12 protein-coding genes and 2 pseudogenes are annotated in these 12885 nt (G+C 73.4%); 7 read left to right on the top strand and 7 right to left on the bottom strand.

From position 1 onward, the window contains the following. Positions 1–29: 29 nt before the first annotated feature. The 4 genes from DRB89_RS14895 (at position 30) to DRB89_RS14880 (ending at position 1613) form a co-directional block, all read left to right on the top strand. The gene (locus DRB89_RS14895; protein ID WP_112451932.1) at positions 30–371 is read left to right on the top strand and encodes a hypothetical protein; all 342 of its coding nucleotides are present in this window, start codon (positions 30–32) and stop codon (positions 369–371) included. A gap of 196 nt (positions 372–567) precedes the next feature. After that, positions 568–939, top strand: a complete 372-nt coding sequence (locus DRB89_RS14890) for a WhiB family transcriptional regulator (protein ID WP_112451933.1) — start codon at positions 568–570, stop codon at positions 937–939. Beyond that, complete coding sequence (locus DRB89_RS14885; protein WP_112451934.1) at positions 936–1268, top strand: hypothetical protein; 333 nt, start codon at positions 936–938, stop codon at positions 1266–1268. The genes DRB89_RS14890 and DRB89_RS14885 overlap by 4 nt, the downstream gene beginning before the upstream one ends. Positions 1269–1406: 138 nt before the next feature. Further along, positions 1407–1613 carry a hypothetical protein gene (locus DRB89_RS14880; RefSeq protein WP_112451935.1) on the top strand — a complete coding sequence of 69 codons (207 nt, stop codon included), beginning with the start codon at positions 1407–1409 and terminating at the stop codon, positions 1611–1613. A 40-nt stretch (positions 1614–1653) separates the two neighbouring features. Here the strand turns inward: DRB89_RS14880 and DRB89_RS14875 are convergent, their stop codons facing one another. From DRB89_RS14875 to DRB89_RS14865, 3 genes and pseudogenes are all read right to left on the bottom strand, one after another. Then, complete coding sequence (locus DRB89_RS14875; protein ID WP_112451936.1) at positions 1654–2985, bottom strand: AarF/ABC1/UbiB kinase family protein; 1332 nt, start codon at positions 2983–2985, stop codon at positions 1654–1656. Between the two features lie 93 nt (positions 2986–3078). Next, positions 3079–3618 (bottom strand): annotated as a pseudogene (locus DRB89_RS14870) (TOMM precursor leader peptide-binding protein); the annotation flags it as partial. A 173-nt stretch (positions 3619–3791) separates the two neighbouring features. Continuing rightward, a pseudogene (locus DRB89_RS14865) lies at positions 3792–4013 on the bottom strand (proton-conducting transporter membrane subunit); the annotation flags it as partial. A gap of 32 nt (positions 4014–4045) precedes the next feature. On the opposite strand from DRB89_RS14865, the gene DRB89_RS14860 reads away from it, so the two are divergent. After that, positions 4046–5743, top strand: coding sequence for an NAD(P)/FAD-dependent oxidoreductase (locus DRB89_RS14860; protein ID WP_112448918.1), 1698 nt, complete (start codon positions 4046–4048; stop codon positions 5741–5743). A gap of 72 nt (positions 5744–5815) precedes the next feature. Here the strand turns inward: DRB89_RS14860 and DRB89_RS14855 are convergent, their stop codons facing one another. From DRB89_RS14855 to DRB89_RS14840, 4 genes are all read right to left on the bottom strand, one after another. Then, complete coding sequence (locus DRB89_RS14855; protein ID WP_112448919.1) at positions 5816–6442, bottom strand: hypothetical protein; 627 nt, start codon at positions 6440–6442, stop codon at positions 5816–5818. 43 nt (positions 6443–6485) lie between these two features. Continuing rightward, the gene (locus DRB89_RS14850) at positions 6486–7136 is read right to left on the bottom strand and encodes a DUF5995 family protein (protein ID WP_112448920.1); all 651 of its coding nucleotides are present in this window, start codon (positions 7134–7136) and stop codon (positions 6486–6488) included. A 76-nt stretch (positions 7137–7212) separates the two neighbouring features. Next, the gene (locus tag DRB89_RS14845) at positions 7213–8652 is read right to left on the bottom strand and encodes a solute carrier family 23 protein (RefSeq protein WP_112448921.1); all 1440 of its coding nucleotides are present in this window, start codon (positions 8650–8652) and stop codon (positions 7213–7215) included. 65 nt (positions 8653–8717) lie between these two features. Further along, complete coding sequence (locus DRB89_RS14840) at positions 8718–9968, bottom strand: MFS transporter (protein WP_112448922.1); 1251 nt, start codon at positions 9966–9968, stop codon at positions 8718–8720. 234 nt (positions 9969–10202) lie between these two features. On the opposite strand from DRB89_RS14840, the gene DRB89_RS14835 reads away from it, so the two are divergent. Together DRB89_RS14835 and DRB89_RS14830 are read left to right on the top strand one after the other, a co-directional pair. Next, entirely contained in the window at positions 10203–11285 is a 1083-nt protein-coding gene (locus DRB89_RS14835) for an ROK family transcriptional regulator (RefSeq protein ID WP_239516790.1), read from the top strand. 119 nt (positions 11286–11404) lie between these two features. Then, positions 11405–12868: a S41 family peptidase gene (locus tag DRB89_RS14830; protein WP_239516148.1), complete on the top strand. Its 1464-nt coding sequence runs from the start codon at positions 11405–11407 to the stop codon at positions 12866–12868. Positions 12869–12885 lie beyond the last annotated feature (17 nt).

Genomic DNA, 12885 nt, shown 5'->3' with positions numbered 1-12885 from the left:
CCCCGAGACGCCGAGAGGAGGCGAGACCAGTGACCAGCTTCATCACCACCACCAAAATGACCGATCGCTCGGTTGCCGCTTCCTGCACGCTCGGCTCCTCCACGCTTGCTGCCCTCAGGGGTACCGGTCTGTCCGCGATCTGCGCCGGCAGCCCCGCCCTGATCGCCGCCCCCGTGGCGCTGCTGGTCAGTGAGCGCAATGAGCGACCGGCGCAGGCACCGGTGGCAGTACTGGCAGCAGAAGCGCAGGCGCATGGCGCCTATGGCTTTGCGGCCGCAGCCGGTGCCGGATCCAAGACGAAGCAGACGAAGAAGCAGCACCACCTGATGTGGGCCCACCGCGGGCTTGAACCCTGGAGTGATCCAGTCTGATCGCATGATCAGACCGGCGCCTTCAGGGCCGCGGAACCCCACCCGGGATCCGCGGCCCTTCTGTTTGTCCCCGAACAGGGGGCGACGGAGCGAAGGGGCCTCGGGACTGGCAAGTCAGTCGGTGTGACGAGGTAGACCAGCAGCCCCGGCCGACCGGCCGGAACGACCAGACGCAAAAGACGAGGAAGAAACCACCGTGCAACTCGAAGCGCACGCCCCGTCCGTACCGAAGTCCCAGACCCTCTCCCCGCCCGCAGTCCCGGAGGACTCCACCTTGACTCCCCTCACCGCGCTGACCGCGCTCGACGACGCCATCGAGAACCTCGGCGTACCCGTCGCCTGTCGCACCTACGACCCCGAGGTCTTCTTCGCCGAGTCCCCGGCGGACGTCGAGTACGCGAAGTCCCTCTGCGGCACCTGCCCGCTGGTCGAGGCCTGCCTCGCCGGTGCGCTCGAGCGCCGCGAGCCCTGGGGTGTCTGGGGTGGCGAGCTCTTCGTCCAGGGTGTCGTCGTAGCCCGGAAGCGTCCCCGTGGCCGTCCGCGCAAGAACCCGGTTGTCGCGGCATGACCGCCAACGGAACCATCGACCGCCCCCTCACGCGCGACCCCCTGAAGCAGGCCCTCATGTCCCCCCACGCCACCACGAGCGAGCAGCCGCACGGCTCCGCCACCGCAGACTTCATCACCGCCGGCGCGATCACCTCGCGCCAGAACAGGACCCGCGAAATGCAACTCATCCCAGAAGCCATGGCTCGTGCCCATATGGCCGACCGTATGCGTGAGGTCGACGGCGAGCGTCGCGCCCTGCGCGTGGTCGCCGCGCGGCGCATGCAGAAGCGAGCCGAGCGCGTCTCGCTGCGCGCCCGGCGCGCGCTGGCCATGGCCGTCATGCACTAAGAGCGCAAAGGAAGCAGCGCCACAGGCAGCAGGGAGCGTCCGCTCCCGCTGAGACACCCGGGGGGACCGGTCCGAACGGACCGGTCCCCCCGGTGCGTTGCGGACCGCCTCCCGCCCCGGCGGGGATATCGTCTGGAGGTGGACCAGCCGAAGCCCCGCCCGGCCCCGCCGGGAACCGAGGCCCCGCCCGTCGACTGTGCGCGCTGCGGCGCCCAGGCCCCGGCCGGCGCCCCACCCACCTGGACCTGCTCCGTGGAGAACGGGACCAGACAGTACTTCTGCGTCGACTGCGCGCGCGCCAACCTCCGCGCCATCGAGAGCCGGCTCGACTCCGCCTGGTGGTGAGTGCCGGCCGCGCCCCCCGAGGAAGACGCGGCCGGTCCGCTCAGTCCTCCACGGGCCGGAACCCGGGCAGCCAGGAGTCCAGTTCGTCGCGGAGCCGGACCGTCGCACCCAGCTGGCACAGCACGCCGATCGTGCTCAGCGTCACCCGGTGGATCAGCAGGTACGAGGGCGGCAGGTTGATCTGGCGCCCCAACTGGTGGGCGGGGGAGCGGGGATCGGCGATCCGCGCCGCCTGGCCGCGCAGCCACGGCCGGGTGAAGGTGAACTCCTCGGCCTCGGCGGGCTCGAGCATCGGCTTCAGGTAGTCGAGCACCGCGTCGGGATCCAGCTTGATGGACTCGCGCACGAACCCCTCGCCGCGCAGGTGCCCGTAGACCCCCTCGGCGTCACCGTCCAGTCCCAGCCGCAGCGAGGTGCCGATCGACTTGGGCCAGCCGCCCGGCAGCCGGTCGACCGTCCCGAAGTCCAGTACGCCCAGCCGGGTCCGGCCGTCCGCCCCGGACACCAGCCGGAAGTTGCCGGGGTGCGGATCGGCGTGCAGCAGACCGGTGCGGGCGGGGCCGGAGAAGAGGAACCGGGCCAGCAGCTGCCCGGCGCGGTCGCGCTCCTGTGGGGTGCCGTCGGCTATGACCTCCGACAGCGGGGTCCCTTCCATCCACTCCGTCACCAGCACCTGGTCGCCCTGGTGCACGACGTCCGGCACGAGCACGTCCTCGTCGCCGTCGAAGGCGTCCGCGTGCGTCCGCTGCGCCTCGGCCTCGAGCTCGTAGTCCAGCTCCTCCGAGACCCGGTCGCGCAACTCCTTGATGAGCGGCTTGATGTCCATGCCCGGGATCAGCGGACCCAGCAGCCCCGCGAACCGGCCCAGCTGCTTCAGGTCCGACAGCAGCGCCTCGCCGGCCCCCGGGTACTGCACCTTGACCGCCACCTGCCGGCCGTCGTGCCACACCGCCCGGTGCACCTGCCCGATCGAGGCCGCCGCGGACGGCTTGTCCTCGAACTCCTCGAACAGCTCCCGCCAGTCCGCGCCCAGCCGCTCCGCCAGCACCTGGTGGACGGTCGCCGCGGGCAGCGGCGGGGCCGCCTCCTGCAGTTTGGTCAGCGCCGCACGGTAGGGGCCGGCGACCTCCTCGGGCAAGGCCGACTCGAAGACCGAGAGCGCCTGCCCGAACTTCATGGCGCCCCCCTTCAGCTCGCCCAGCACGCGGAACAACTGCTCGGCGGTGCGCTGCTGGAGCTCGCGCGCCACGATCTCCGCCGACTTGCCCCCGATCCGCTTGCCGAGCCCCCACGTGGCCCGCCCGGCGATGCCGAGCGGCAGCGCGGCCAGCTTGACGGTACGGGTGACCGCCTTCCGGGGAAGATCAGACATACGCCCCTCCAGTTCCCAGACAGCTGAGCCGCGAGCGGCGCTTCGGGAGAGCCCCGACGGCCTTGGACGGCACCTCGGTCACGAGCAATCCTGTCATGGCCCCCTCCGCGTCCCGGAGCCCGATCCCACAGTCGTGCCGAGCGGTGCTCCCGCGGTCGACTCCATCCCGACAGACTCCGGGCCTCCGCTCGCGCCGCACGGGCAGTCGGGGTGGAGGAGCACCGGGTTCGGCTGCCAGTGCAGGGCGGGCAGGGAGGCCTCCCAGCGGGTGGCCGTGGAGGCGGGCAGCTCCCCGTCGAGGAAGGACAGCGCGTGGGCCGCGGCCAGCCCGGCCACCGCCGTGGACAGGCCCAGATCGCAGGCGCCGACGCTCCGGCGGCGGTGGGCCGAGCGCCACTGGACCAGCATCCGCGGCCAGGCCGGATCCCGCTCCACCCGGTCGCGCTCCATGCACCCGGCGCAGGCCGTGGCTCCGGGGAGCACCAGCGGCCCCACCAGCCCGGTCCCCTCCAGCACCCCCGCGTACAGATGGGGGGTGCCGGTGGCGATCCAGTCGGCCGCGGCCTGCGGGTCGGGGGCCCAGGCGTGCAGCCCGTCCCGGGGCGCGACCACCACCAGCGACAGCCCCGGCTCCGGCCCGCCCTCCTCGCGCACGACCCGCCGCACCTCCCCGCCTCCCCCACGGACCCGCCCACGGACGGCTCGGCCGCGGTCGGCGGCGGGGGGGGAGCCGTGAAGGTTCTCGAGTCCGCCCCGGGGGCCACGGAGGGGGGAACCAGGCGCTTGTGGGGCTGCCCGGGCGCCGGCGGGCCGTCCGTCGCGTCGCGGAGCCAGGACTGCCGCGGCACCTGAGCCGACTTGCGGCAGGCGGCGAGCCGCAGCATCAGGGCGATGGCAGTCAGCTTGCCCTGGCCGGCCTCGGAGACCGAGCCGGGGAGCGGGCCGAAGGCGAAGGTTCGGAAGGTGGTGAACATCAGCATGATGGCGATCGAAAGGCCCATGTCGCCGACCCGGTTGACCAGGAAGGCCGCAGCGTCCAATGTTGATAAGAGCCCGCCCCATGACGTCCACGGTGCCCACCACCGCCGTCCCGCACAGCGACGGTCAGCCGCCGATCACGATGTTCGGTCCGGACTTCCCCTACGCGTACGACGACTTCCTCGCCCACCCGGCGGGCCTCGGCCAGATACCGGCGACCGAGCACGGCACCGAAGTCGCGGTCATCGGCGGCGGGCTGTCCGGCATCATCTCCGCGTACGAGCTGATGAAGATGGGCCTCAAGCCCGTCGTGTACGAGGCCGACCAGATCGGCGGCCGGCTGCGCACCGTCGGCTTCGAGGGCGCGGGCACCGAGGAGCTGACCGCGGAGATGGGCGCCATGCGCTTCCCGCCGTCCTCCACCGCCCTCCAGCACTACATCGACCTCGTCGGCCTGGTCACGGAGCCCTTCCCGAACCCGCTCGCCGAAGCCACCCCCTCGACGGTCGTCGACCTCAAGGGCGAGACCCACTACGCCGAGACCATCGCCGACCTCCCGCAGGTCTACCGCGACGTGTCCGCCGCGTGGAACGCCTGCCTCGACGAGGGCGCCGACTTCTCCGACATGAACACCGCGATGCGCGAGCGGGACGTCCCGCGCATCCGCGAGATCTGGGCCAAGCTCGTCGAGAAGCTCGACGACGAGACCTTCTACGGGTTCCTCTGCAAGTCCGAGGCCTTCAAGTCCTTCCGCAAGCGCGAGATCTTCGGCCAGGTCGGCTTCGGCACGGGCGGCTGGGACACCGACTTCCCGAACTCGATCCTCGAGATCCTGCGCGTCGTCTACACCGAGGCCGACGACCACCACCGCGGCATCGTGGGCGGCTCGCAGCAGCTCCCGCTGCGCATGTGGGACCGCGAGCCCGAGAAGATCGTCCACTGGGCGCAGGGCACCTCCCTCTCCTCGCTCCACGGGGGCACTCCGCGCCCGGCGGTGACCCGCCTGCACCGCACGGCGGGCAACCGCATCACGGTGACGGACGCCTCGGGCGACATCCGCACGTACCGCGCCGCGATCTTCACGGCCCAGTCGTGGATGCTGCTCTCGAAGATCGCGTGCGACGACACGCTCTTCCCGATCGACCACTGGACGGCGATCGAGCGCACCCACTACATGGAGTCCAGCAAGCTCTTCATCCCCGTGGACCGGCCGTTCTGGCTGGACAAGGACGAGCAGACGGGCCGCGACGTCATGTCGATGACCCTGACCGACCGCATGACCCGCGGCACCTACCTCCTGGACAACGGCCCGGACAAGCCGGCCGTCATCTGCCTCTCGTACACGTGGTGCGACGACAGCCTCAAGTGGCTGCCGCTGTCCGCGAACGAGCGGATGGAGGTCATGCTGAAGTCCCTCGGCGAGATCTACCCGAAGGTCGACATCCGCCGCCACATCATCGGCAACCCGGTGACCGTGTCGTGGGAGAACGAGCCGTACTTCATGGGCGCGTTCAAGGCCAACCTGCCGGGCCACTACCGCTACCAGCGGCGCCTGTTCACCCACTTCATGCAGGACCGCCTCCCCGAGGACAAGCGCGGCATCTTCCTCGCGGGCGACGACATCTCCTGGACGGCGGGCTGGGCCGAGGGCGCGGTCCAGACGGCGCTGAACGCGGTCTGGGGCGTCATGCACCACCTCGGCGGCTCCACGGACTCCACCAACCCGGGCCCGGGCGACGTCTACGACGAGATCGCCCCGGTCGAACTCCCGGAGGACTGAGCCCTCCCGGCCCCTCCCGGCCCCGTGACCACGGGCCGCCCCCGCGCGCGCGAGCGCGGAGGCGGCCCGTCCTCATGCCTCCAGCGCCCGCGTCCAGATCAGGTGCTCGTGCCGCCGGAACGCCTCGCGGACCTCGTTGCGCTGCCGCGTGTCCGGGAAGGCGGGCGGCCGGCGGGTCAGGCCGAGGCCGCACCCCGCGCACAGGGCGTGGATCCCGAAGCCGTCGCCGTCCCACTCCACGGTGCCGCGGTCGCAGCGGCACACCGGGCAGGTGCCGTCCCGTCGCGCCTGGTGGACTCCGAGGATCGTCCGGCCGCGCATCACCCCGGGCAGTACCTCGACCAGGCGCCCCCCGGGGTGGAACTCCGGGTTCGGCCAGTACAGCCCCTGCGAGGGCTGCGGGGGATCCGCCCGGCGCCTCCCGGCCCGCTTCTGCGCCCGCCGTCCGATCTGCCAGGCGGCGAGTTCCGCCAGCCACAGCTGCCGCGCCTCGTGCAGTTCCTCCACCGCCCGCACCAGCGACTCGGGATCCTCGTCCAGGTCGCGCGGGATCCCCGCGCTGCGGCACAGGTGGTGGTAGGTGGCGTAGAAGCCGTACGGGGCGAACTCGGTCAGGCAGGTGCGCAGCGCGGACAGCCGGCGGTACGGCGGGCGGGCGGTGTCGTGCACCCGGAGCCGGTGCGTGGCGAAGCTGGTCACCGCCCCAGGCTATGGGGGTGCCCGGCCGGGCCGCACCGGAACATCAGCCCGTCGGGGTCAGCAGGCAGCGGCCGACCAGGCCGACGCCCGCGTCGAGGGACTCGGTGAACTCCTCCGCCAGCTCGGGGGAGCGGCGCAGCGACCACAGCAGGCGGGCCGAGGCCCAGGCCCCCGCGCGGGCGCGTTCCAGGCTCCAGGCGCCCAGCAGGTGCGTCAGCGGGTCCGCGATCTCCAGGAGGTCCGGACCCGGCATCAGGTCCTCCCGGATGTGCTCCTCCAGGGAGACCAGGGTGTCGCCGACCCGGTCGAAGTCGGCTTCGAGGGCGGCTGGCTCGCAGTCCAGGGAGCGGCACGTGGAGACCACCGCCAGCGCCAGGTCGTGGCCGATGTGCGCGTTGATCCCGGCCAGGGCGTGCTGGAGCGGCCGGATGCCGGGGTGGCGGCGGTACTGGAGCAGCGGCCGCCAGCACGCCGGTGCCCGGTCCGACTCCACCGCCGCCAGATAGCGCTCGGCGAAGCGGACGCTGAGGGTCTCCGCCCTGCGCGGCGAGGGGAACGCCCCGTACGAGATCCGCTCGTGGAGCGTCTGCGTCACCGTGAGGTACACCCGGTTGAAGACGGCGACGCCGTCCCGCTCGGGGAGCCGCTCTTCCAGGGCGCGCATCCGCGCCAGCACCGCTTCCATGGGGACCATGGGAGGCAGCGTCCCAGTCGCGGGCCGGGATCCGGGGAACTTGGCCGTACGCTTCGCCGGTTCGGGCGAAACCGCGTCAACCGCGCTTGTCCCGGGAGCCCTCGGAGCCCTCAGTACCCGCGGAGCCCTCGACGCCCGCGCCGCCCCGGTCGTCGTAGGCGGAGGTGCCCGAGTCGAGCAGCGGCTCCTGCTGCTTCAGGTGCGCGGGGGCGAAGTACCGCAGCGCGTGGTAGCCCGTGATGACGACGATCGTGCCGAGTGCGATCCCGCCGAGCTCGAAGCTGTCGCCGATGTTCAGCTCGACCCCGCCGACGCCGATGATGATGCCCGCGGCGGCCGGCACCAGGTTCAGCGGATTGCGCAGGTCCACCCGGCCGTTGATCCAGATCTGCGCGCCGAGCAGGCCGATCATGCCGTAGAGGATCACGGTGATGCCGCCCAGCACCCCGCCGGGGATCGCGGCGACGACCGCGCCGAACTTGGGGCACAGGCCGAAGAGGAGCGCGAACCCGGCGGCCGCCCAGTAGGCCGCCGTCGAGTACACCCGGGTGGCGGCCATGACGCCGATGTTCTCGGAGTAGGTGGTGTTCGGCGGACCGCCGAGCGCCGTGGAGAGCATCGACGCGGCGCCGTCGGCCGCGATCGCGGTGCCGAGCTTGTCGTCGAGGGGGTCGCCGGTCATCTCGCCGACGGCCTTGATGTGGCCGGCGTTCTCCGCGATCAGCGCGATGACGACGGGCAGGGCGATCAGGATCGCCGACCACTCGAAGGCCGGCGCGTGGAAGGCGGGGAGGCCGATCCAGTCGGCCTTGCCGACCCCGGACAGGTCGAGCCGCCAGTGGTCCACCGCCTCGGGCCCGCCCATCGTGGAGTGGATCTTCCCGAAGACCAGGTCGAAGACCCAGGAGATGCCGTACCCGAAGATCAGGCCGAGGAAGATCGCGATCCGCGACCAGAAGCCCCGCAGGCAGACCACGGCCAGCCCGGTGAACAGCATGGTCAGCAGCGCCGTCCACTGGTCCTGCGGCCAGTACGTGGAGGCCGTCACGGGTGCCAGGTTGAAGCCGATCAGCATCACGACCGCGCCCGTCACCACCGGCGGCATCGCCGCGTGGATGATCCGCGCCCCGAACCGCTGGACGGCGAGCCCCGCCAGGAACAGCGCCGCGCCGACGACGAACACGGCGCCCGTGACGGTCGCGCTGTTCCCGCCGCCCGCCCTGATCGCCGCCGCGACGCCCACGAAGGACAGTGAGCAGCCCAGGTAGGAGGGGACCCGGCCGCGCGTCGCGAGCAGGAAGATGACGGTGGCGACGCCCGACATCATGATGGCGAGGTTCGGGTCCAGCCCCATCAGGACCGGGGCGACGAAACTCGCCCCGAACATCGCCACGACGTGCTGGGCGCCCAGCCCGGCGGTCCGCGGCCACGTCAGCCGCTCGTCCGGCCGCACCACCGCGCCGGGGGCGGGGGTCCGCCCGTCTCCGTGCAGGGTCCAGCGCACGCCGAGGCCCATGTTCCACCGCTTTTCGTTCGTCAGGTCAGGTCGAGCTACGAGGCCGCGGGCGACCAGGCGACATATTACGGCTGGATAGCAGCAGGTTCGTCCTGGTTGGCGCCATCGCCGGACCCGGACCCGGACCCCGGCCCCGAGGCGGCTCCGGCCGCCGCCGGCCGCTGCCGCAGTACGGCCGCCCCCACGATCAGTGCGAAGGACAGCAGCGTGACCAGCCCGAACGACACCACCAGCGAGGTCGCGTCGGCCACCGCGCCGATCGCGGACGGGGCGATCAGCCCCGAGGTGTACGTGATCGTCGCGACGCCCGCGATGGCCTGCGCCGGGGCCGGGCCGCTGCGCGCGGCCGCCGCGAAGGCCAGCGGGACCACCACGGCGATGCCGAGCCCGATCAGCCCGAACCCGGCCAGGGCCGCGGCCGGATGGTGGACCGCGACCACGAGCAGCCCGCCCGCGGTGGCCAGCGCACCGCCCGCGCGGACCGTGCGCACGGCCCCGAACCGGTCCACGACCTTGTCGCCGACGAGCCGGGCCAGCGCCATGGTGAGCGCGAAGGCGGTGGTGGAGGCGGCGGCGAGGCCGGCGTCCGTGTGCAGCACGTCCCGCAGGTACACCGCCGACCAGTCCAGGCTGGCGCCCTCCGCGAAGACCGCGCAGAAGCCGATCGCGCCGATGAACAGCGCGGACTTCGGCGGCAGCGCGAAATGCGGCGGCGCCTCCTCCCCGCCGGTGTCGGTGCGCAGGTCCAGTACGCCCCGTACGGCGAACAGCCCGCCCGCCGTCAGGGCGAGCGCGGCGATCAGGTGGTGCAGGCGGGCGTCGGCGCCGACGTGCGCGGCCAGCGTGCCGGCGGCCGAGCCGATCAGGGCGCCCACGCTCCACATGCCGTGCAGCGAGGACATGATCGAGCGCTTCAGCCGGTTCTCGGTCTCCACGCCCAGCGCGTTCATCGCCACGTCCGCCATGCCGGCGGTGCCCCCGTAGACGAAGAGGACGAAGCAGAGGGTCGCGAGGTTCGGGGCGAGGCTCGGCAGGATGAGGGAGAGCGTCCACAGGGACAGCAGGATCCGCAGGGCGGTGCGCGCGCCGAGCCGGTGGTTGATCCGGCCGGCCAGCGGCATCGTGAGCGCGGCGCCGAGGGCGGGGAAGGCGAGGGCCAGGCCCAGGGTGCCCGCACTGAGCTGCGCGTGGTCCTGGATCCAGGGGATGCGGGTGGCGAAGGAGCCGGTGACGGCGCCGTGCGCGCAGAAGACCCCGGCTATGGCGAAGCGGGCATGGCGCAGTCGCGCCGGGCTGAGGTTGGTTTCCCCGGTCATGGCACGCAAACTATCAGGGACCCTGCCTGATGGTTAATCCCCCGGAGCTCCTAGGATGGCGGAGTGACTCCCGCCAACGCCCTGACGAGCGCCGCTCCCGCCCCGCTGCCCGAACCTTCCGCGTCCGCGCCGTCCGTGCCCTCTGCGCCGTCCGCGTCCGCGTCTGCGTCCGCGTCTGCGCCGTCCGCGTCCGCGTCCGCGCCGTCCCCGGCCTCGCCGAGCACGGCCCGCGCCATCAACGACCGGCTGGCCCTGCGGCTGCTCCAGGACGAGGGCCCGCTGACGGCCACCCAGCTCAAGAAGCTCACCGGTCTGTCCCGCCCCTCCGTCGCCGACCTGGTGGAACGGCTCGCCCAGGCCGGGCTGATCGAGGTCGTCGGAGAATCCGGCGAACAGCGGCGCGGACCCAACGCCAGGCTGTACGGGATCGTCGCGCGGCGGGCCTACCTCGCGGCGCTCGACGTGCGCACCGACAGCGCGACCGCGGTCGTCGCCGACCTCCTCGGACGGCCGCTGGCCCAGGCCGCGCTGCCGGTCGACGCGGTCGACGAGGCGGTGGACCGGCTGGAGGAGCTCGCGCGCGAGGCGGGCGCGGACCGGCTGCACACGGTGGTGATCGGCGCGCCGGGGCTGGTGGCGCCCGGCAGCGGCGAGCTCGGCAACACCATCGGACTGCCCGCCTGGCACCGGGACCTGGTGGCCGCGCTGCAACGGCGGCTGCCCGCACAGGTCGTGGTCGAGAACGAGACCAATCTGGCGGCCCTGGCCGAACAGCGCGTCGGGGCGGCGCGCGACGTGGACTCCTTCGTCCTGCTCTGGCTCGGCGAAGGGGTCGGCGCCGCGGTCGTCCTGGACGGCCGGCTGCGCCGGGGAGCCTCCGGCGGGGCGGGGGAGATCGGCTTCCTGCCGGTGCCGGGCGCGGGCGGGCTGCCGTCGGCCACGGACTGCGCGGGCGGCTTCCACTCACTGGCCGGGCGGGGCGCGGTGGCCGCGCTCGCGGCCTCGTGCGGATTCCACGGCCCGGTGGAGGAGGCGGCCGCGGGCGCCGCGGGCGGGGCCTTCCTGGACGTCCTGGCCGACCGGCTGGCGCTGGGCGCGGCCGCCGTGGCGGCGATCCTGGACCCCGGCTGCGTCGTGCTCGGCGGCGAGCTGGGCCGCGCCGGCGGCCCGGCGCTGGCGGACCGGGTCGCGGCCCGCCTCGCCGCGATGTCCCCGGTCCGGACCGAGGTCCGCGCCACCGCCCTCGGCGATCCCGCGGTCCTCACGGGCGCCCGCCTGGCGGCGCGAGAAGCGGTCCAGGCGGTGCTCTTCGGCTGAGCACGGATCGGGTGGGCCCCGCCGGCGGTCGGGTTTCCCCTACCAGGGGCCGGGTGGCTGCAGGATGTCGCCGCCCCCTCGCCGCCCCGGATCCTGGTCAGCGTCAAGGGACTTCCACCATGGGGGACAGCACGATGGCCGACACCGGTACACCCACGCCCATCCACACCTCTGCACCAGCGGGGCGGCGTCCGCGTCCGCACGGGCGCACGCTCCGCCGCGCGGCCGCCACCGCCGTGCTCCTCGCCCTCGCGGCCGCCGGCCCCGCCGCGGCCACCGGGAACACGGGGCGCCCGACCGCCGCCCCCGTCGGCGTATGGCAGCTCGACGGATACGGCACCGTGCTGAGCGTGGAGTCCGACCGCCTCCAGGAGTACCAGCTCACCGGCATCAGCTGCCTGCCCGGCGCGAGCGTCGTGCGCGTCCCGGGCGGCGGCCCGGCCCGCTACGCCACCGGGGACAACGAGGTCCTGACCGTGCGCCCCGGGTCCGTGCACATCGACGGCTCGGTCGGCGACCGCGGCGCCCGGCGCCTCGGCGCCCTGCCCGACCTGTGCCGCAACGCCCCGGCCCCCGACCCGACCGCGGACCCGGTCGCCACCTTCGACGTCTTCTGGCAGACCTTCGCGGAGAACTACCCCTTCTTCGCCGCCAAGGGCGTCGACTGGAACGCCGTCCGCGAGAGCCACCGGCCCCGCGTGCACGCCGGCACCACCGAGGACGAACTCTTCGCCGTCTTCCGGGAGATGCTCGCCCCCCTGCACGACGCGCACGTCCGCCTCGTCGGCGGCGATCGGTTCTTCGGAGAGGGCCGCCCCGGCACCGCGGTCCCGACCCTCGAACTGGAGACCCGCGTCAAGGAGTACATCCAGGAGGTGGACCTCGGCGGACGCGCTCCGCAGGAGTTCGCCCAGGGCCGCGTCTCCTACGCGGACCTCCCCGACGGCCGCGGCTACCTGCGCCTGTCCGGCTTCGGCGGCTACACCGAGAGCGGGGACTTCGCCTCCGAGAGCGCCGAGCTCGACCGCGTCCTGGGGACCGTCTTCACCGCCGAGCGCACCGCGCGCCTGCGCGGCCTGGTCATCGACCTGCGGATCAACGGCGGCGGCTCCGACGAGCTCGGCCTGCGCCTGGCCGCCCGGCTCACGGACCGCCCGTACTTCGCCTACGCCAAGCGCGTGCGCAACGACCCCGCCGACGCGACCCGGTTCACCCGCCCGCAGCCCCTGTACGTCCAGCCCGCGCGGGGCCCCCGCTACACCGGGCCGATCGCCGTGCTCACCGGCGGCTCCACCGTGAGCGCGGGCGAGACCTTCACCCAGGCCCTGATCGAGCGCCCCGGCCGCACGCTGCGCATCGGGCAGCCGACCCAGGGGGTCTTCTCCGACGTCCTCGGCCGCACCCTCCCCAACGGCTGGGAGCTCGGCCTGCCCAACGAGCAGTTCCTGACCCGCACCGGGAAGACCTTCGACGGTCCGGGCATCCCGGTCGACGTCACCACCCCGGTCTTCACGGAGGAGGAGTTCGACGCGCGCCGCGACTCCGCCTTCACCGCGGCCCTGCGCCGTCTTCCCCGGTCCTGACGACGCTCCGCGCGCCC

Origin of the sequence: Streptomyces sp. ICC4 (assembly GCF_003287915.1) — a bacterium.
GTDB classification, from domain to species: Bacteria; Actinomycetota; Actinomycetes; order Streptomycetales; family Streptomycetaceae; genus Streptomyces; species Streptomyces tritrimontium.
The sequence above is the reverse complement of the archived record's forward strand: the minus strand, read 5'-3'. Positions and strand labels throughout refer to the sequence as shown.